At 66.4% G+C, this 19,919-nt stretch carries 16 protein-coding genes and 1 pseudogene; 3 read left to right on the forward strand and 14 right to left on the reverse strand.

Annotated features, from left to right (window positions below; translation table 11 throughout):
* The 6 genes and pseudogenes from RMO23_RS08990 to RMO23_RS09015 all read right to left on the reverse strand — a co-directional run.
* Positions 1–204: pseudogene (locus RMO23_RS08990) on the reverse strand (tripartite tricarboxylate transporter substrate binding protein); the annotation flags it as partial.
* A 105-nt stretch (positions 205–309) separates the two neighbouring features.
* Positions 310–1,098: an aldolase/citrate lyase family protein gene (locus RMO23_RS08995; protein ID WP_309680642.1), complete on the reverse strand. Its 789-nt coding sequence runs from the start codon at positions 1,096–1,098 to the stop codon at positions 310–312.
* 15 nt (positions 1,099–1,113) lie between these two features.
* Complete coding sequence (locus RMO23_RS09000) at positions 1,114–1,830, reverse strand: ribonuclease activity regulator RraA (RefSeq protein ID WP_309680644.1); 717 nt, start codon at positions 1,828–1,830, stop codon at positions 1,114–1,116.
* Positions 1,831–1,871: 41 nt separating this feature from the next.
* Positions 1,872–3,611 carry an L-arabinonate dehydratase gene (gene araD / locus RMO23_RS09005; RefSeq protein WP_309680646.1) on the reverse strand — a complete coding sequence of 580 codons (1,740 nt, stop codon included), beginning with the start codon at positions 3,609–3,611 and terminating at the stop codon, positions 1,872–1,874.
* 120 nt (positions 3,612–3,731) lie between these two features.
* On the reverse strand, positions 3,732–4,814 hold the full coding sequence (locus tag RMO23_RS09010) for an Ldh family oxidoreductase (protein WP_309680648.1): 1,083 nt from the start codon (positions 4,812–4,814) through the stop codon (positions 3,732–3,734).
* Between the two features lies 1 nt (position 4,815).
* Positions 4,816–5,790 (reverse strand): tripartite tricarboxylate transporter substrate-binding protein, encoded by a 975-nt coding sequence (locus RMO23_RS09015; RefSeq protein WP_309680650.1) that lies wholly within the window; start codon positions 5,788–5,790, stop codon positions 4,816–4,818.
* 233 nt (positions 5,791–6,023) lie between these two features.
* Between RMO23_RS09015 and RMO23_RS09020 the strand changes: the two genes are divergently transcribed.
* Complete coding sequence (locus tag RMO23_RS09020) at positions 6,024–6,740, forward strand: GntR family transcriptional regulator (RefSeq protein ID WP_309680652.1); 717 nt, start codon at positions 6,024–6,026, stop codon at positions 6,738–6,740.
* Between the two features lie 107 nt (positions 6,741–6,847).
* Here the strand turns inward: RMO23_RS09020 and RMO23_RS09025 are convergent, their stop codons facing one another.
* Genes RMO23_RS09025 through RMO23_RS09035 form a run of 3 tightly spaced genes read right to left on the reverse strand, consistent with a single transcriptional unit; the run spans position 6,848 to position 9,676 of the window.
* A complete protein-coding gene (locus RMO23_RS09025) occupies positions 6,848–8,320 on the reverse strand; it encodes an aldehyde dehydrogenase (NADP(+)) (protein ID WP_309680654.1) in 1,473 nt (490 codons plus the stop codon).
* A gap of 46 nt (positions 8,321–8,366) precedes the next feature.
* A complete protein-coding gene (locus RMO23_RS09030) occupies positions 8,367–8,849 on the reverse strand; it encodes a nuclear transport factor 2 family protein (RefSeq protein WP_309680656.1) in 483 nt (160 codons plus the stop codon).
* 23 nt (positions 8,850–8,872) lie between these two features.
* Positions 8,873–9,676: a ribonuclease activity regulator RraA gene (locus RMO23_RS09035; protein WP_309680658.1), complete on the reverse strand. Its 804-nt coding sequence runs from the start codon at positions 9,674–9,676 to the stop codon at positions 8,873–8,875.
* Between the two features lie 224 nt (positions 9,677–9,900).
* Between RMO23_RS09035 and RMO23_RS09040 the strand changes: the two genes are divergently transcribed.
* Positions 9,901–11,490, forward strand: coding sequence for an IclR family transcriptional regulator C-terminal domain-containing protein (locus RMO23_RS09040; protein ID WP_309680672.1), 1,590 nt, complete (start codon positions 9,901–9,903; stop codon positions 11,488–11,490).
* Positions 11,491–11,573: 83 nt separating this feature from the next.
* Here the strand turns inward: RMO23_RS09040 and RMO23_RS09045 are convergent, their stop codons facing one another.
* The 5 genes from RMO23_RS09045 to RMO23_RS09065 form a co-directional block, all read right to left on the reverse strand.
* On the reverse strand, positions 11,574–12,707 hold the full coding sequence (locus RMO23_RS09045; RefSeq protein WP_309680660.1) for an ABC transporter permease: 1,134 nt from the start codon (positions 12,705–12,707) through the stop codon (positions 11,574–11,576).
* Entirely contained in the window at positions 12,707–13,891 is a 1,185-nt protein-coding gene (locus RMO23_RS09050; protein ID WP_309680662.1) for an ABC transporter permease, read from the reverse strand. The genes RMO23_RS09045 and RMO23_RS09050 overlap by 1 nt, the downstream gene beginning before the upstream one ends.
* A gap of 19 nt (positions 13,892–13,910) precedes the next feature.
* Complete coding sequence (locus tag RMO23_RS09055; protein WP_309680664.1) at positions 13,911–14,894, reverse strand: efflux RND transporter periplasmic adaptor subunit; 984 nt, start codon at positions 14,892–14,894, stop codon at positions 13,911–13,913.
* 2 nt (positions 14,895–14,896) lie between these two features.
* Complete coding sequence (locus tag RMO23_RS09060; protein ID WP_309680666.1) at positions 14,897–16,318, reverse strand: TolC family protein; 1,422 nt, start codon at positions 16,316–16,318, stop codon at positions 14,897–14,899.
* Between the two features lie 149 nt (positions 16,319–16,467).
* Entirely contained in the window at positions 16,468–19,002 is a 2,535-nt protein-coding gene (locus RMO23_RS09065; RefSeq protein WP_309680668.1) for a sodium-translocating pyrophosphatase, read from the reverse strand.
* 242 nt (positions 19,003–19,244) lie between these two features.
* On the opposite strand from RMO23_RS09065, the gene ppa reads away from it, so the two are divergent.
* A complete protein-coding gene (gene ppa, locus RMO23_RS09070) occupies positions 19,245–19,784 on the forward strand; it encodes an inorganic diphosphatase (protein WP_309680670.1) in 540 nt (179 codons plus the stop codon).
* Positions 19,785–19,919: the final 135 nt, after the last annotated feature.

Here is a 19,919-nt window from a genome sequence, read left to right on the forward strand (position 1 = left end):
GACGATGAAGGGCTGCTTGAGGATTTTCCCGAGCTCCTCGGCCACCAGGCGTCCCATCACGTCACTGGTGCCGCCGGCCGGGAACGGCACGATGATCTTGACCGGCTTGTTGGGATAGTCCGACTGCGCCAGGGCGGCGCCTGGCGCTATTAAACCGATAGCAGAGAAAGCAAGTGTTACAAGGGCTAGGCGTCTTTTTGACATGGTTTTGTCTCCTGATGAAGTGGCTGAAAGCGGGGGGGTGCCGAAATTCTTGAATTGCGGGGCACTCTCTGATGCCTTGAAGGACGGTGAATGGGGTGAATCGGTTCAGTACGAGCCCGAGCTCGTCGGCGCTTGCGTGGCGCGCATCCGGGCCATTACCTGCTGCGCACCGGCGGCCATCAGGCGCGCGTCGGAGCTGACGGTGACGAACTGAAAGCCCTTGGCGATGCGTGCCAGCGCGCCCTCGGGCGTGCCGTTGTGGATGCCAGCGACCACGCCGTGCGCCTTGGCGCGCGCCAGGATGTGGTCGATGGCTTCGGCCGCCTTAGCGTCCACATCGTCGAACACCGGCCGGCAGCCCAGCGCCAGCGACAGGTCCGACGGCCCGATGTAGATCGCGTCCAGCCCTTCGACCGACAGGATGTCGTCGAGGTTATCGAGCGCCCTGGCGGTTTCTATCATCGCGAAGGTGACGATGGTGTCGTTGGCGTGCTGCGGGTAGTCGGCGCCGCCGTACAGCAGCGCGCGCACCGGGCCAAAGCTGCGGGTACCGCGCGGCGCGTAATGGGTCCAGGCCACCAGGTTCTGGGCGTCCTCGCGGGTGTTGACCATCGGGCAGATGACGCCGTAGGCGCCGGCGTCGAGCGCCTTCATCAGGATGCCGGGTTCCAGCCAGGGCACGCGCACGACCGGCACCGTGTCGGTGGTCGAGATCGCCTGCAGCATGGGGATCATCGCCTGGTAGTCGACGACGCCGTGCTGCAGGTCGATGGTGAGCGAGTCCCAGCCCTGATGGGCCATGGTCTCGGCCGAAAAGCTGTTGGGAATGGCCAGCCAGCCGTTGACGGCGGCGCCACCCGTTTTCCATATTTCGCGCAAGCGGTTTGCTCTCATGGGATGACTCCAGTCTCAACGTCCGTTGTTTTTGCGCCAGACGACAAAGTCGTCTTTCGACTGCTGCTCGGTGGGCGGGTAGAGGCCGATGATGGGTCGGCCCTTGAGCACTTCCTCGGTCACGAAGTCCTCGAACGCGGTCATCTCGACCGCCTCGTCGGCGATCTCGTCGGCCAGGTGCGCCGGAATCACAAACACGCCTTCCTTGTCGCCGACGATCACGTCGCCGGGGAACACCGCCACATCGCCGCAGCCAATCGGCACATTGATGTCCAGCGCCTGGTGCAGCGTCAGGTTGGTCGGCGCCGAGGGCCGCTGGTGGTAGCTGGGGAAGGGCAGGGCCGCGATTTCGGGCGAATCGCGAAAGCCGCCATCGGTGACGATGCCGGCGGCGCCGCGCACCATCAGGCGCGACACCAGGATGGAGCCGGCCGAGGCGGCGCGCGCGTCCTTGCGGCTGTCAATCACCAGCACCGCGCCCTCGGGGCATTGCTCCACCGCCACGCGCTGGGGGTGCCTGGGGTTTTGAAACACGGTGATGGGGTTCAGGTCTTCGCGCGCCGGAATGTAGCGCAGCGTGAAGGCTTCGCCCACCATGTTGGGCAGGCTGGCGTTCAGGGGATGAATGTCCTGCATGAACTGGTTGCGCAGGCCGCGCTTGAACAGGGCGGTGCACAGCGTGGCGGTGCTGACGGCTTTGAGCTTGTCGCGGGTTTCGGATTTGAGTGGCATGGGGTCTTTGGTCGCTTTCGTCTTTGGTCGTTGCTTGCGTGTCAGTAAATCGCCGGCTCGCCGATGGGCGCGCCGAACGAGGTTTCCAGAAAATCAAAATCGCAGCCGGTGTCGGCCTGCTGAATGTGGCGGGCGCTCATCCAGCCGTAACCGCGCTCGTAGCGCTTGGGCGGTGGCGTCCAGGCGGCGCGGCGGCGCGCCAGTTCGTCGTCGCCGACTTCCAGGTGAATGCGCCGGCCCGGCACATCGACCGTGATCAGGTCGCCGGTTTTGACCAGCGCCAGCGGGCCGCCGATGTAGGCCTCGGGCGCGACGTGCAGGATGCAGGCGCCGTAGCTGGTGCCGCTCATGCGCGCATCGGAAATGCGCAGCATGTCTTTGACGCCCTGCTTGACCAGCTTGAGCGGGATCGGCAGCATGCCCCACTCGGGCATGCCGGGTCCGCCTTGCGGGCCGGCGTTGCGCAGGATCAGGATGTGGTCGGCCGTCACGTCAAGGTTTTCGTCGTCGATGGCGGCTTTGAGCGACGGATAGTCGTCAAACACCAGCGCCGGGCCGGTGTGCTGCAGGTACTGCGGCGCACAGGCGCTGGGCTTGATCACGCAGCCGTCGGGCGCCAGGTTGCCGCGCAGCACGGCCAGCGCGCCTTCGGCATAGATCGGGTTGTCCAGCGGTCGGATCACGTCATGGTTGTAGACCTCGGCGCCCACCAGGTTGTCGCCCAGGGGCTTGCCGGTGACGGTCAGGGCGTCGAGCTTGAGGTGGTTTTTCAGCACGCTCATCATGCCCAGCATGCCGCCGGCGTAGTAGAAGTCTTCCATCAGGTAGGTGTCGCCACTCGGCCGGATATTGGCAATCACCGGCACCCGGCGGCTGGCCGCGTCGAAGTCGTCCAGGCCGACAGCGCAGTGTTCCCCGGCGCGGCGCGACATGGCGACCAGGTGAATGATGGCATTGGTCGAGCAGCCCATGGCCATGGCCACGGTGATGGCGTTTTCGAACGAGGCGCGCGACAGCATTTTGGCCGGCGTGAGGTCTTCCCAGACCATGTCCACGACCCGGCGTCCGCATTCGGTGGCCATGCGGATGTGGTTGGAATCGACCGCCGGAATCGACGAGGCGCCGGGCAGGCTCAAGCCTATCGCCTCGGCAATGCCGGTCATGGTGCTGGCCGTGCCCATGGTCATGCAGTGGCCGTGGCTGCGGGCAATGCCGCCTTCGACTTCCAGCCATTGCGCCTTGTTGATCTTGCCGGCACGCCGTTCGTCCCAGTATTTCCAGGTGTCGGAGCCCGAGCCCAGCACCTTGCCTTTCACGTTGCCACGCAACATGGGACCGGCGGGCATGTAGATGAAGGGCACGCCGGCACTCAAAGCGCCCAGCACCAGGCCCGGTGTGGTCTTGTCGCAGCCGCCCATCAATACCGCGCCGTCAATCGGGTGGCTGCGCAGCAACTCCTCGGTTTCCATGGCCAGCAGGTTGCGGTACAGCATGGTGGTGGGCTTGACGAGGGATTCGGACAGCGACAGCGCCGGCAGCTCCAGCGGGAAGCCGCCGGCCTGCAGCACGCCACGCTTGACGTCTTCGACGCGCTGCTTGAAGTGACCGTGGCAGGTGCCGATGTCGCTCCAGGTGTTGATGATGGCGATGACCGGCTTGCCCTCCCAGTCCTCGGGGCCATAGCCCAACTGCATCACGCGCGAGCGATGCCCGAAGGAGCGCACGTCGTCGGGGGCGAACCAGCGCGCGCTGCGCAGTTCTTCGTAGGTTTTTTGACTCATGGTGTTGCTTCGGAAAGGTCGGATAGGGGAACGGTCCGATGGGGTTCACCGAACGGGAGCTTGAAGCGGGACCGGTTCTGTTGTCGCAGTTGAACCGTGAAAGTGCAAAGGTGCGGCACTTTAACCCCGCTCTGCGGAGGGAATATCGACGTTTAATTTCAACGCCCATTCGGCCAGGCCGCCCCATGTCTGGAGATCATAGGAAATTCCCTTGCTTCGCGCCTGGGCGATGCTGCGTGCTGCCTGGTCACCCGGCATCCTGACGGGTCGGTCTGCGTCGATGGGGCGGTTCGCGCGGCAGCGCTGCGAGAGGTGATTCATCTGATCGTTGAATGCCTCGCGCCCTGCAAAGTGCTCAGGGTCGATGACCTGCAGGAATACGTTCCCACCCCAGCGCTGGGGGGCATCCCTGCGGCCCTGTCCAGACAGCCCCTGTGACAGCGCTTCTATGCCCAGGGCCAGCCCGAATCCCTTGTGGCCGTACTCTTGCCCGCCGAGCAGTTGCAGCGAGCCTCTGGGTAGCTGGTTTTCCAGAACGGCGGGATCGCGCGTGGGTGAACCCTGCGCATCGAGAAGCCATGGATGCTCGAACTGCTCGCCCGCGGCGAACTTCTGGCGCGTCATGGACGTGGTGGTGATCGAGGCGCAAATATCGATGAGCACGGGGTGCTCATCGCCGGGGTAGCCCATCGCAAAAGGATTCGGTGTAAAGAGTGCTTCGGTCCCGCCATAAGGCGCCACCCGGGCGCCCGCCGGGTCGGAGTTGGAAATCTGGGCCACAAGCCCCCGGTCGGCCGCCTGCTTGACGAGGGCGGCAAGACAGCCAATGTGATGGCTTTTACGAATGGCAACCGCTGCAAGACCGTACTGCGAAGCGCGCGGAATGGCCTGTTCCATGGCCTTGTTCACCAGCCAGAGGCCCGGCAGGTAGTCGCCATCCCAGACGGCACTGATGCCGTTGTCCTTGATGACCTGGGGTTCGCCACTGAGCTTCATGCCGCCTTTCTGGATGTCTGCCAGATAAAGGCAAGCCATGGCCAGGCCATGGGTGCGGCGTCCCATCGCATCGGTCAGGACCAGAAACCTGCCTAGGGTTTGTGCCTTTTCCTCGTCCATCCCCGCGCTTGAAAACAAGGCAGCCGCAAATTGCTCCAGCCTTGCCGTGCGATGGAAAACAGGGTCGGTGATGGGCGCTCGCGCCATGTCAGTTGGTTCCCTCGAGTTGCGTGCCTGCCCGCTTGATCACGGCAGCCCAGCGCTGCCGGTCCCTGGTGATGAAGTCGGTGGTTTCCCCAGGTGAAGAGGTCATCACTTCCGCGCCACCTTCAAGCAGGCGAGCCCGCAATTCAGGCGACCTGACGATTCGGACCATCTCTGCGTTCAGGCGCTCTATGGCCTGGCGAGGCATTTTTGACGAGGCCGTGACGCCCTGGTAGGTGCCCGATTCGAAGTTCTTCAGACCCTGCTCCGCGATGGTCGGAATGTTGGCCACCAATGGCATGCGGCTTCCCTTTGAAATCCCGATGACCTTGAGGCGCCCGCCCTGCACCAGGGGCATCGTCGCCAGCATGCCATTCAGGATGATCTGGGTGGTCCCGGCTGCCGTGTCATTGAGGGCCTGGGCGCCGCCGCGGTAGGGCACGTGCTGCCACTTCATCCCTGTCTCCAGGGCGATCTGGACAACGCCGAGGTGATTGGGAGTGCCCGAGCCGGCTGATGCGACATTGAGTTTGGTGGTCTGCGACAAGGCTACCAACTCCTTCAGGTTCGACGCTGCAACCGACGGATGCACAACGAAAAGGTGAGGCGAGTAGGCCAGCATGGCAACACCTTGAAGGTCGCCGGGCTGAAACGGCAGGTCTTTGGTGACCAGCGGGCTGATGGCCAGGGAGCCCAAGTCGGACAGCAATACCGTGTGGTTGTCCGTGGCGTTTGCGACGAAGGCCGCGCCAATATTGCCGGCGGCACCGGTGCGGTTTTCGACAAGCACCGGAACGCCCAGCGCATCCGACAGCGGCTTGCTGATCAGGCGTGCGATGACGTCGGAGGTTCCGCCCGGGGCGAAGGGCACCACGATACGCAGCGGCTGGCTGGGCCAGGCGGCGGCGTGAGCCTGAAGGCCAAGCGCGCCCAGGGCGAGGATGGCTGAGGAGTTGAGCAAGAGGCGGCGATTGTTCATGGGGTTCCTGGTGGAGGGCTCACTGGTTGCGGACGATGCGTGGCGGAGATCTGGCGCGTGTACATGGCTCATTTGCCTGCGCGGCGCCCAACATTCGCAGACAGGCCCTGAGCCGGCTCAGAGGCTGTAATCAGCACGACCGGCGCAAACCGTAGTTATTAAAGCACTAATATATTAGTGTGTCAATGCTATGATTTACCTTTTCCTGACGTCAGTCCTCATCTCAAAATCGAATGAACGCCTTAGTCAATGTTGCTCCGCTCAAGCTGGACCGCACCCGCCAGTCCGCGCCCCAGGTTTTCGAAGCCTTGCGAGACCTGATCGTGTCGGTTCAGCTCGAACCCGGAACGGTGTTGCAGCGCGCCGAGCTGGCCGAGCACTTTGGCATCAGCCAGACCCCGATCCGGGACGCCTTGCTGCGGCTGGGCGAAGAGCAGCTGGTGGACATCTTTCCGCAGCACGCCACGGTGGTGAGCCGGATTGACCTGTCGGCCGCACTGCAGGCGCATTTTCTGCGCCGCTCCATCGAGCTGGAAATACTGACGGCGCTGTGTGCGCTGCCTGATGCACCGCACCGCGAGCTGATGCGGCGCCTGAATGCGAGTCTGGCGCTGCAGGAGGCAGCGCTCAATCCGCTGGACGTCCCCAAACTGGCCCTGGCCGATCAAGCCTTTCACCAGGAAATGTATGAGGCCGCCAAGGTCGGGCCTTTGTGGACTCTGGTGCGCAAGCAAAGCGGGCACGTTGACCGGCTGCGGCGCCTGAACCTGCCCGATGAGGGCAAACCCCAGGCGATTGTGCGAGACCATAAGGCCATCGTCGACGCCATTGCCCACAAAGACGCGCCGGCCGCGGAAAAGGCCTTGCGCCAGCACCTGGCGGGAACACTCGCCTTTGTCGATGACATCAAGCATCGTTTTCCGCAATGGATTATTTCTCATGAGCAATAAGCCTTGAGGTGCCGGGCTGCCAACCCGCCCGAGTTCACGCCTGCGCAATTTCCGGCGCCGCATCAGCAGAGCAAGGGCTGCCTTGCAGCGGAACAGTACGCCGGGCTTCAGCATGGCTGGCCGTTTCGCGCCAGTAGCCAGGCCGGTGCGTCCTGCAGCGCCACCGGCCGCAAGAAGCGCTCAATGGCCGCATCGCCCACCGAGGTGCTCATGGGCTGGGTCGACGAGGGCCACGGCCCGCCGTGCTGCTGCGCGGCGGTGACGGCCACGCCCGTGGGCACGCCGGCAAACAGCACGCGCCCGGCAATCGCGGTGGCGCCGCGCACCAGGGCGCGGTTGTCGGCGCTGTCTTCATCGGCCCCCCAGAGCGTGACCGTCAGGCTGCCGCCCACGGCCTGCAGCACCTCCAGCGCCTGGGCCACGGAAGCGGCGCGAACGACGAGGCTGGACGGGCCGAAAACTTCTTCGCGCAGCCCGGGCCTGGCGATGAAGTCGACCGCGTCAACCTGGGCCAGAAACGGGCGCGGTGCCTGGTCGCTGCCCGCTTCGTGCAGCAGCGGCTGCGCACCGGCCGCCAGCATGTGGGTCACGCCGACATCAAAGGCGCTGCGCATGCCGGGGGTCAGCATGGCATGGGGCTTTTGCGTCGCCAGGGCGGTCGTCAACTGCTGCACCAAGGCATCGCTGGCCGGGTCATTGAGCAGCACGATCACGCCGGGACTGGTGCAGAACTGGCCGCAGCCGAGAGCGATGGAGCCTGCCAGCGTGCTGGCCAGCTCGGCTCCGCGCGCCGCCAGAACGGCAGGCAGCGCCACGACCGGGTTGGTCGAGCCCAGTTCGCCATAAAACGGGATCGGCCGTGGCCGTGCGTTGGCCTCGGCCTGCAAAGCCGCGCCGCCGCGCGTGGAGCCGGTAAAGGCGCCGGCGGCCATCGCCGGATGCCGCACCAGTTGCACGCCGACATCGTTGCCGCCGCCCTGGACCAGGCCGACCAGGCCGGCCGGCAGCTGTTGCGCTTTGAGGACTTGCTGCACCAGACCGAACACGCGGTTTGACAGCAGCAGGTGGCCCGAGTGCGCCTTGACGACCACCGGGCAGCCGGCCGCCAGCGCCGAAGCGGTGTCGCCGCCCAGCACCGAAAACGCGAAAGGAAAATTGCTGGCCGAAAACATCGCCACCGGGCCCAGCGGCACGCGTAGCCGCACCATGGCCGGGTGCCCGGCGGGTGGCGGGCCGGCCACGGCGGGGTCGTCGGTGGTGGCAAAGGGCAGGCCGCGCTCGGCGATATCGGCAAAGCGGCGCAACTGGAAGGCGGTGCGGTCAAGTTCGCCGCTCAGCCGTACCGGGCCCAGCGCGGTTTCCTCGTCGGCCAGGGCAACCAGGCCCTCGCGCTCGGCTTCCAGCGCGGCGGCCAGGGCGCGCAGCAGGGCGGCGCGGGAGCTGCCGCTGCTGGCCGACCAGCCGGCAAAGGCGGCAGCCGCTGCACGGGCCGCGTCGTCGATCTGGCCGGGTGTCGAGGCGGCAAGCGGCTCGCCCAAGGGTTGGCCGGTGCGGGCCTGGATGGATTGCAGTGTGGTCATGGGGTGGAGTTCTGTCATGGCTCAGGTTGTATATCTTGGTGTCGTCTTATTCCGGGCGCAGGTGATAGCCCCGGCCCACATAGTCGAATGCGACCAGTTCGCCCATGTGGGTGCCGTGCACCACGGGCAGCTCGGCCGTGTCCTTGACCGCAGGGGCGGCGTAGTAGGCGCGGATTTCCCTGATCAGCCCCGTCGCCTCGTCAAACACATACCACTCGTCGCCGCGCTGGGCGGTGTTGAGTTTGCGCTTCCAGTGCGTCCATTCAATCACCGCCTCGTGGCTGTTGTGGCTGAGCAGCACTTTCTCGATGGTCCACTGCGAGCCGAGGTGCTCCACGCACCAGAGCCATTTCTTGCTGATGCTGTCGGCGCCGCGCCAGGGAATTTCCGGCAGGCCGGGCGGGAAGTAATGGATGGCATCGGGTGTGAAGCAGCTCATCAGGGCCTGGTAATCGGCGGCATTGCAGGCATCGAAATAGCGGCGGATCAGGGCTTCGTGCGGGTGCAGGCTGTTGGCGTTCGCATTCATTGGGGTTCCTGGATGGCGAGGTGTCAGGCGACGGCCGTGGCCGGTTCGGCGGCGGCAATGCGGGGGCGGCCGGCAGCCACCCAGGCTTGGTGCTGGGCCCGGGTTTCAGGGCTGGGTGGGTACAGGCCCCAGAGTTTTTCGCCGGCCTGCACGCGCAGCGCCAGGTAGGCTTCGAGGTCGTCCTGCACCTTGCACAGATTGGCCATTTCTTCGGCGCAGTGCGCCGGAATCACGCTGATGTTGTCGCCGTCGCCATGAATCACGTCGCCCGGGTAAATCGCCACGCCGGCGCAACCAATCGGCACCTGCAGGTCGGCCACATGGTGGTACGAGAGGCGCGTGGTGGCCGTGACGCCGCCGCTCCAGATCGGGAAATCCATGGCCGACAGCTCGGTGCCGTCGCGAAACGCGCCGTCGGTCACCACGCCGCGTGCGCCGCGCATCATCATGCGGGTGATCAGCATGTTGCCCATGGAGGCGGCGCGCGGGTCGCGGTTGCTGTCGATCACCACCACCTCGCCGGGCCGCACCTGTTCCACACCGACCCACTGCAGGTTGTTGATGTGCGGCTCGGTCGTCAGCGTGGCGTAGGTGTCGATGTCTTCGCGCGCCGGGATGAAGCGCATGGTGTAGGCGCGGCCGGCAAAGGGTTTGAGCTTCTTGTTCAGCGGCGCCAGGCCCACCAGCACCGGCTGGCGATAACCTTTCTTGTAAAGCTGTGTGGTGAGGGAGCCGCTGCTGACTTTGGCCAGGCGGTCCAGCACCGAGTCGGGTACAAAAACCGCTGGGGGCCGAACCGGCGTTGGGGTGATGGGGGCGGAAGTCATGGCGAGGTCTCCTGGTCGGAAAGTTGGCGGGGATGCCGGTAGCTGCTTGTCAGCGGCGCAAGGCTGTGTCCCAATATGCGGGACGACTTGAATCACACCAGGCTGGTGAAAAAGAACGGAAATCTCATGGGCAATGGTAAGGACACGGATTGCTTCTGCCAACGCGGGATGCCGCAGTCTGAGGCAGCTTGTCCCACATTCTGGAAATAAACACGGTGAAAACGATGAATGGTGAAGGCACGGCCTCGCTGGAAAAGGCGATGGACATCCTGGAGGCCGTCGGTGCCTCGCCGCAGGGCCTGAGCCAGACCGAGCTGTCGGCACGCCTCGCCGTGCCGCGCACCACGCTGTACCGGCTGCTGGCCACGCTGGTGGCACGCGGCATGATCCGGCGCGACCCTTTGCGCCGCGTGTACTGCCTGGGTTTTCGCTGCTTTGAACTGGCGCGCAGTGCCTACGCCATGCCCGATCTTGCGGCGGCGGCCAGCGTCGAGCTGCGCGCCCTGCGCGACCTGACCGGGGAAACCTCGTATCTGGCGACGCTGGACGGGCTGGAGGTGCTGTCGCTGGAGCGTTATGACGGGGCGCACAGCCAGCGCTCGCAGGCGGCGCTGGGCCAGCGCAAGCCGCTGCACTGCACCAGCCAGGGCAAGGCCATCCTGTCGGCGCTGGACGAAGCCACGCGCGACGCGCTGGTGCAGGGCATCACACTGAAAGCGCTGACGCCGCGCAGCATCACCGACCGGCGGCGCCTGCAGGCCGAACTCAGGATCACCGCCGCGCGCGGCTGGTCCGTGGACGACGAGGAGATTGCGCTGGGCGTGCGCTGTGTCGGCGCGCCGGTGGTGGACGCGGCCGGCAAGGTGCGCGGCGCCATCAGCGTGGCCGGCCCGGCCTACCGCATGACGATGGAGCGGGTGCAAGGCCTGGGGCCGGAGGTGGCCGAGGCCGCGCGGCGCGTCGGCGCGCAGCTGTCGGCCCGCGAGCCGGCGCCGGCCGCAGCGGTGGCCCGCGTGGTGCCGGGGCCCTGGGCCTTTCGGGGCGAGTTTGCGCGCTGGAGCGCGCAGTACGGCGGCCTGTTCTGGGCCGACAGCCTGGCGCCGTCGGTGCGCCTGTTTGATGGCCAGCAAGACCGCGAGATCGCGGTGTTCGACGCGCCGCTCACGGCCCTGGTGCCGACGGATTCGGCGCTGCTGGTGGGCAGCCAGGGCGGCTACTGGCGGATTGAGCAGCCGCACGGCCGCTCGCCCCAGGTCGGCGCGCTGCAGCCCTGGGCTGCTGGCACGCCCAGCGCCCTGTGTGCGGGCCCCGCGGACTCGGTGTGGGCCTGCGAGGCCGTGGCCGGTTCACGCTGGCGGGTCGGGCTCTGGACGGCCGCTGGGGCCAGCGCCGTGGACGGCGGCTGGCTGCTGGGGGAACCGCTGGACGCGCTGGCCTGGGACGGCGCCGGCCAGTGCCTGTATGGCCTGGCGCGCGACTCGGGGGTGATTCTGGTGATGCAGCGCGGCCAGGCTGCGGTGCGCCGGCTGGCTACGGTGCCCAAGGGCTCGGGGCGCCTGAGCGGGCTGGCGGTGGATCGCTCGGGCGGCATCTGGACGGCGCTGCAGGACGGCTGGAGCGTGGTGCGCTTTTCGCCCGATGGCAACCAGGACCGGGTGATCGGCTTGCCGGTGCCATGCCCTAGCGGCCTTGCCTTGGGCGGGGAGCAGCTGGACACGCTGTACGTGACCAGCGCGCGCCAGCCCGTTTCGCTGGAAACGCTGGGCAATGCGCCCTTGTCGGGGCGGCTGTTTTGCCTCGATATTTCCGGATAAATTAAATAAATTGGATAAATTGGATAAAAACAGGTGCTAGCCCAAGCAGAACGTGCGTATGTTGCTATTAATATGATAGCGCGTCAAGGTCGGACCGGTCGCGCAAGGTGCAGCAGCAGCCCGCCCGCCACCGCCGCCAGCGTGCCCAGCAGCGCCAGGCAGCCGGCCACGTCGGCCAGCGGCGCGCCCATCTGGTTCAGCCGCAGCGAGGCCTGAATGCCCGCCGTGCTGGGCACCAGCCAGCGCAGTGCCTGCAGGGCGTCGGGCAGGGCTTCGGCCGGCCAGGAAAACCCGGACACAAAAGCCATCGGCAGGGCGGTGAACAGCAGCACCTGCAGGGCGCGCTCGCGCTTGCCAAACCACAGGCCCAGCAGCGTCGCCACGCTGCAGATGGCCGGCACATACAGCGCCAGCAGGGCCAGCGCGCCCCAGGGGTTGCCGCCGCGCGGAAAGTCCTGCAGCCAGAATATCCAGCCAAAGTACAGCAGGCCGGTCAGCCAGCCGACGCTGCAAAAGGCCAGCAGGCGGCCCGCCCAGGCGCGGGCGCCGGCGCGGTGCTGGCCGGCCTCGACCCAGCTGCCGACCAGCATCGCCACGCCCATCAGCAGGGTTTGCTGCAAGATCAGCAGCGCCACGGCGGGCACCACATAGCTGCCGTAGCCTTCGGTCGGGTTGAACAGCGCCACCATCTGGGTGTTGACCGGGCTGCGGCTGGCCAGGGCCTGTTGCGCACTCTGACCGCTGGCCTGCAGCTTGCGGATTTCAACGCCGGCCGAGACCGTGCCCACCGCCTCGGCGAAGCCATACAGCACCGCCTTGTTGAGCAGGGCGTAAGCGCCATTGGCCTCGACCGTGACGCTGGCGGCGTCACCGCGCAGCACCTTGCGCTTGAGATCGCGCGGGATCACGGCGTAGCCCTCGATCTCGCCGCGCCACAGCGCCTGCTGGGCCTGGCCTTCATCACCGCTGACCCAGCGCACATCGATGCGTGGGCTGGCCTGGGCAAAGCGGGCGATCTGGCGCGACAGGTTGCTGTGGTCCAGGTCCACCAGCGCCACCGGCACCCGCGTCACGGCCTGCTGCTGATACGGCCAGGGGTAGAAGAAACCATAGAGCACCGGCGCCGCCACCAGCAGCAGCAACACACCGGCATCGGCAAAAATGGCGCGCAGGGTGCGGCCCCAGGCCACCAGCAAGGGCGTCAGGAAGGCGCGCATCAACGCCTGCCCCAGCGGTTGGGGTAGCGGCAGGCCTTTTGCAGCAGGGGCACGTTAACGCCCAGCAGCAGCGTCGTCGCCAGCAGCATCAGGGCCAGCGTCGGCAGGCTGTAGCGCAGCGGCGCGCCCATTTGCAGCTGCTCCAGCTGCAGCCGGATGTAGTGGGTGTAGGGCAGGGCTTCGGCCCAGACGCGCGCCAGCGGCGGCATGGCCACCAGCGGAAAGCCGACACCGCTGAAGGCAAAGGCCGGCGCGGTGATGAAGCCGGTGGCCGACAGCGCGGTGCGCAGCGAGCCGGTCACGGCCGCGGCCGCCGCGCCCATGGCGATGGACAGCGCCAGCAGCAGCGCCAGCGCCAGAGCGACCCAGGCCAGCGAGCCCGCCGGCTGCCAGCCCCGGCCCCAGGTCAGCCACAGCAGCGAGGCCGTGGCCACCGCCGACAGGGCTAGCCAGCTCCAGCACAGCTTGCCCAGCAAGGCCGCCACCACCCGGTGCCAGCCAGGCCGCACGCCCAGCCAGCGCCACAAGCTGCCATCGCGCAGCTCGCTGCCCACGGCGAAGGCGCCGGCCGTCATGGCCAGAATATGCAGCAGCGCGGGGATCAGCGCGGCGGCCAGAAACTGCTCGTAATTGAGCGAGGTGTTGAACAGCGTCACCAGGCCGGTGCGAATCGGCTCCATCGCCACCCGCACCGCTTGCGCTGGCTCGCCGCGCTTGTTGCGACCGGCCATCTCGATGCCGGCCGACAGCGTGCCGACGACGGCGCGCACGTCACGCTGAATCAGGCCCGAATGCGTCCCCAACTGCGCGTTGTGCAGCAGCGTGACCTGCGCGGCGCGGCCCTGCTTGAGGCTGCGGGCAAAGTCTGGCGGAATCGTCAGCACCGCATAGACATCGGCGCTGCGCAGCGCCTGCTCTGCCTGGGCGGTGTTGTCATAGCGGCCCGCCAATTGCAGGCCGGGCGAGGCTTGCAGAAAACGGCCGAGCTGGCGCGACAGGGCGCTGTGGTCATCGTCGATCAGGCCGATCGGCAGCCGGCCGGGCAGCCCGGCCGAAAAGATCCACCACAGCAGCGCCGCCGCCAGCAGCGGCACCCAGCTGATCATGGCCAGGTCCCAGGGGCGCTGGCGCAGCAGGTCGGCCTCGCGGCGCGCGCTGGCGGCAAAGGTCGGGAGAAAGCCCATGCGCGGCGCGTGACCGGCTTTACTGCACCAGCACGCTCATGCCGGGCCGCGCGCCGGCAATCGGCGTGGCCGGCCGGGCGCGGACTTCAAAGGTGCGCGCGTCAAAGCCCTGGCCGGCGCGGGTAGCGCGCCAAGTGGCAAAGTCGGGCAGGGCGGCGCTGTGAAACACCTTGAAGCGCACGGCCTGCCCCCCCAGCGCCGGCAGCACCGCGTCAAACTCGGCGCCGTTGGCAAAGCGCTGCAGGCGGTCTTCGCGCACATTGAGCACCACCCACTGGTCTTTCAAATCGACCACGGTGACCACCGCCACGCCCTGCGGCGACAGCTCGCCGACGCGCGCCAGCACCTTGGCGACTTCACCGGCCACCGGGCTTTTGAGCTCGGTTTCGGCTTTGGCGGCCTCGACCTCGGCCACCACGCCGGCGACCTGGCGTGCCTGCGCATTGGCGGCGGCCTTGTCTTCGGCGCGCGCGCCCAGTCTGGCCATGTCGTACTGGGCCTTGGCGGTCAGGGCCTGGTCGCGCGCTGACCTGAAGTTGGTCTCGGCTTCGTCGCGTTTTTGCGCCGCCACCAGGCCTTCGCGGGCCAGCCCGTCGACCCGCTTGAACGAGCTTTGCGCCAGCTCGGCCCCGGCCTGCGCGCGCTGCCACTGCAGGCGGGCCATTTCAATCTCCTGCGGGCGCGCGCCGCTTTGCGCCTTGTCGGCCACGGCCTGCGCCGCCTGCTGCGCGGCGGTGGCCTGCGCCAGCTTGGCCGTCACCTCCGGGCTGTCGGTGCGCATCAGGGTGGCACCGGCCACCACCTGCTCGCCTTCCCTGACCAGCACCTGGGCGATGCGCGCCGTCACTTTGGGAGCGATGTCGGTTTCGGTGGCTTCCATCTGGCCCTGAAACACCTCGGGCGGCGGCTGCGACGCGCGCCAGAAGCCGTAACCGATCAGGGCGACCAGCAAAACGCCGGCGACGGCAGCGGCAACGGGTTTGAGGGCAGTCTTTTGGGGCATCGTCAATTCACTTTCACGTCGGCGCGGCGGGCGTAGCTGCTGAATTCTTCGGACAGGCCGCAACTCTCCAGCAGGTTGGCCAGCGCCGTCACATAGTCGTACGCCACCTGGGCGCGCTCGGTCTCGACCTTGGCCTGGTTGACCTCGGCGTCTATCAGCTCCAGCGCGGTGCCGGTGCCTTCGCGCAGGGCGGCGCTGCGTAGCCGCAGCACCTCGCGCGCCAGTTCAATGCCCGGCGCGGTGGCCAGAAACTGGCGGCGTGCCTGCTCCAGCGTGCGCCAGTTTTTCTCGACCAACAGGCTGATGTCGCTGCGCGCCTGGGTTTCGCTGCGCTCGGCCTGCTCGATCTGCTTGTTCGACGAGGCGGCCAGCGCGTTGCGGTCGACCGCGTCAAACAGCGTCCAGCGCACGCCGATGCCGCCTATCCAGTCGGCGTTGCCGGTTTTCAGCGCGCGCTGGCCAAATGCAAACACCTGGGGTTTGCGCAGCGCTTGCTCGCCGTGGTGCAGCTGTTCGGCCTGGGCTTTCTTGGCGTTGACCTTGGCCAGACCCGGATGGCGCAGCAGCGCCTGGTTCAGGAAGTGCGGCAGCGGCTCGACCGCTTGCGTCAGCACGAAAAGCGGGGTCGCGGGCTGGACGGGAAGGTCTGACTTGACGGTGCGGGCCAGCGCCACCGCGGCCAGCTCGGCATCGTCCTGGGCCTTCATGGCGTTGCGCCTGGCCTCTTCAAAGGCGGCCCGGGCCTGCAGCCGTTCAATGCGCGAAATCACCCCGGCCGCGAGCATCCTGGCGGTGGCCGCATCGTGCTGGCCAATGTCGTTCAGCGCGGCTTGCCGCAGCGCCGCTGCCTTGACGGCCAGCTGCGCGCCAAAGTAGCGCTGCACCAGTTGCGTGGCCAGCTCGTGGCCGGTCTTGTCGGCATCGGCCTGCGCTTCGCTGCCCTGCGCCGCCACCAGGCCACGCACCGCATCGCCCGCGCCGCCGGTGTAGAGCGGCCACACCGCTGAAATCGACTGGGTGGTGCCGGTGTCATGCCGGTTAAAGGTGTAGCTGGACGGAAACTGCGGCACCGGCAACGGAATCGGCAGGTTTTGCAGCGGAATCGGCAAGCGCTGGTTGAGCTGCGTCAGCCGCTGGTTGATCGGGTCCAGGTTCACATCGAGGTTGGCGTTGTAGGCATAGGCCGCCGCCGAGACGCTGACCACCGGCCCGCCCAGGCCCTTGAGGCCTTGCTGCTGCAGGGTCTTGCCATCCACCGCTGCCTGCGCGGCGGCCAGCCGGTCAGAGCTGGCTTTAACGCGTTCCCACGCCGCCTCAAAGCTCATGGGCTGCACCGGCGGCACTGGCTTCGGCCCCTGGGCGCTGACGGGCGCGCAGGCCGCCAGCCACAGTGAGGCGGTCAGCAGGGCGTATAGAGGTTTCATGGGCTGCGGGGGGCGGTTAAATTGGCTGTTGAATCTGGGCGCTATGGTAACAAGCGGGGCTAGAGTCCCCTGCCTGCCAAGCAGCCATGAAAAAAGCCCGCGAGGCGGGCTTTGAGGGATGCAGGCCGCAGGTCTGCGGCGTGGGAATCTTATTGCAGGCTCACGTCCACGCGGCGCGCGCTGTCGCTGTTGCCGGCCGCGTTGGCGGTCGGGGCTTCCGGTTTTTTCAGCTCGATCTTGTCTTCGGCCACGCCGGCCGCTTTCAGCGCGTCGCGCACGGCAAGGGCGCGCAGCTTGGCCAGCTCGGCGTTCCTGGCCGGGTCGCCGCTGGCGTCTGCATAGCCGCTGACCAGCGCTTTCTTGCCCTCCGCCACGCCTTTGGCCACATCAGCCAGCGCCACCGCGGCGCCATCGGCCACGCTGCTCTTGCCCGAGGCAAAGAAGAACTGGACCACGCCGCCCTCGACCTTGACGGAGGCCGCGTCGGCCGCTGCCTGCGCGGCGCTCGGCATCGCCATCTCGCTGGCCGGGGCCGGTGCCGCGGCAGGCGCCGGTGCTACGGCGGCCGGCGCTGTCATTTCCACCGCGGGCGCGGGTAGGGGCGCAGCCGTCGCTTCGCCGCCATGAAACTTCACCACCAGCGGCACGATCAGCAGCGCCACGATGTTGATGATCTTGATCAGCGGGTTGATGGCCGGGCCGGCGGTGTCCTTGTAGGGGTCGCCCACGGTGTCGCCGGTCACGGCGGCCTTGTGCGCTTCGCTGCCCTTGCCGCCGTGGTTGCCGTCTTCGATGTACTTCTTGGCGTTATCCCAGGCGCCGCCGCCGGTACACATGGAAATCGCCACAAACAGGCCGGTCACGATGGTGCCCATCAGCAGGCCGCCCAGCGCCTTGGGGCCCAGCAGCAGGCCGACCAGAATCGGCACCACCACCGGCAGCAGCGACGGGATGACCATTTCCTTGATGGCTGCGGTGGTCAGCATGTCGACGGCGCGGCCGTATTCGGGCTTGGCCGTGCCTTCCATGATGCCCTTGATGTCGCGGAACTGGCGCCGTACTTCGACCACCACGGCACCGGCGGCGCGGCCCACGGCTTCCATGGCCATGGCGCCAAACAGGTAGGGAATCAGGCCGCCGATAAAGAGGCCGACGATCACCATCGGATCCGAGAGGTCAAAGCTGATGGCGCGGCCATAGCTTTCCAGCTTGTGGGTGTAGTCGGCAAACAGCACCAGCGCGGCCAGGCCGGCCGAACCGATGGCGTAGCCCTTGGTCACGGCCTTGGTGGTGTTGCCCACGGCGTCCAGCGGGTCGGTCACGGCGCGCACCTCGGGCGGCATGTCGGCCATCTCGGCAATGCCGCCAGCGTTGTCGGTGATCGGGCCGTAGGCGTCGAGCGCCACAACGATACCGGCCATGCTCAGCATGGCGGTGGCGGCAATCGCAATGCCAAACAGGCCCGCCAGCTTGTACGACACCAGAATGGCGATGCAGACAAACACCACGGGCCAGGCGGTCGAGCGCATCGACACGCCCAGGCCGGCAATGATGTTGGTGCCGTGGCCGGTGGTGGAGGCCTGCGCAATGTGCTTGACCGGCGCGTACTGGGTGCCGGTGTAGTACTCGGTGACCCAGACCAGCGCGGCAGTCAGCACCAGGCCGACGGCACAGGCGCCAAACAGCTTCATCTGGCTGCCGCTGGCGCTGATCGCGTTGTCGGGCATGAGCCACATCGTGACAAAGTAAAACGCCACCAGCGACAGCACACCGGCCACGGCCAGGCCCCGGTAGAGGGCCGGCATCACGTTCTTCATGCCGGGCGAGGCCTTGACGAAGAAGCAGCCAATGATGGAGGCGACGATGGAGACCGCGCCCAGCGCCAGCGGATACAGCACCGCGTTGACCGGCGCCGCAGCCACCAGCAGCGCGCCCAGCACCATGGTGGCAATCAGCGTGACGGCGTAGGTTTCAAACAGGTCGGCGGCCATGCCGGCGCAGTCGCCCACGTTGTCGCCCACGTTGTCGGCAATCACGGCCGGGTTGCGCGGGTCGTCTTCTGGAATGCCGGCCTCGACCTTGCCCACCAGGTCGGCACCGACGTCGGCGCCCTTGGTGAAAATGCCGCCGCCCAAGCGCGCAAAAATGGAAATCAGCGAGGAGCCAAAGGCAAAGCCGATCAGCGGGTTCAGCAGGGTGGCCAGGTTTTTGTCAGGCGTGTAATTGCCATTGCCGACCAGAAACCAGTAAAAAGCCGTCACGCCCAGCAGGCCCAGGCCGACCACCAGCATGCCGGTGATCGCGCCGCCGCGAAAGGCGACGTCGAGCGCGGGGCCAATGCCGCGGGTGGCGGCCTGCGCGGTGCGCACATTGGCGCGCACCGACACATTCATGCCGATAAAGCCGCAGGCACCCGACAGCAGCGCGCCCACGACAAAGCCGATGGCGGTTTTGCCGTCCAGAAAAAAGCCGATCAGGATGGCCAGGATGACGCCGACGATGGCGATGGTTTTGTACTGCCGGGCCAGATAGGCGGCTGCGCCAGTCTGGATCGCCGCTGCAATTTCCTGCATGCGGGCGTTGCCTGCGTCCTGGGAAAGAATCCAGCTGCGTGCCCAAAAGCCGTATCCGACGGCAATGAGCCCGCACGCTAGCGCGAGAATGAGCGCTGAGTTGCCAACCATAAGTGACCTCCAATTTTTTTCAGACGTAAGGGTTTCGGTGCAACGCTTGGCAACACCGCCTTGCGTTGCTTCCTCGACCCTGGTGTCTTCACCGGAGAGATTGGCCAACTCGCGAAATTTAACGCGAAAACGTGACAACTTGACGATGCGTAAGCTGTGAATCAGTAAAATGAGGGTAAATACCGAGCGGCTTGCCTTGTCGCTGTTCCCCGCAAATTTCCATCTTTCACTACACAAACACCATGTCCCTCGATAAAGTTTCCCCCGGTAAAAACCTGCCCGAATCTTTCAACGTGATCATCGAAATCCCGATGAACGCCGACCCGGTGAAGTACGAGGTGGACAAGGAATCCGGCGCGATTTTTGTCGACCGCTTCATGAGCACGTCCATGCACTACCCGACCAACTACGGCTATGTGCCCAAAACCATCAGCGGTGATGGCGACCCGGTCGATGTGCTGGTGATTACCCCGGTGCCGCTGATTCCGGGCGTGGTGGTGACCTGCCGTGCCATCGGCATCCTGAAAATGACCGACGAGGCCGGCGAAGACGGCAAGGTGCTGGCCGTACCGGTTGACAAGAAATGCTCGCTCTACACCCACTGGCAAAAACCCGAGGACATGAATCCGCTGCGCCTGAAAACCATTGCCCATTTCTTTGAGCACTACAAAGACCTGGAAGACGGCAAGTGGGTCAAGGTGCAGGGCTGGGAAGGCCCGGAAGCGGCCAAGAAGGAAATCACCGATGGCGTGGCCAACTACGCCAAAGCCGGCAAGACTTGAGGCCCCGATAGCGCCTGTTTTACCGGTTTCAAGGGTGTTTTGACCCTCCAGTCCAGACAGGACGTGCGCAGTAAGCTATCAAAAATATAGCAGACAAACATCGGAAAAGCGCCTGCCGTCTTGCAACGGCAGGCG

It is taken from the genome of Polaromonas sp., from assembly GCF_031411155.1.
Lineage (GTDB): Bacteria > Pseudomonadota > Gammaproteobacteria > Burkholderiales > Burkholderiaceae_C > Polaromonas.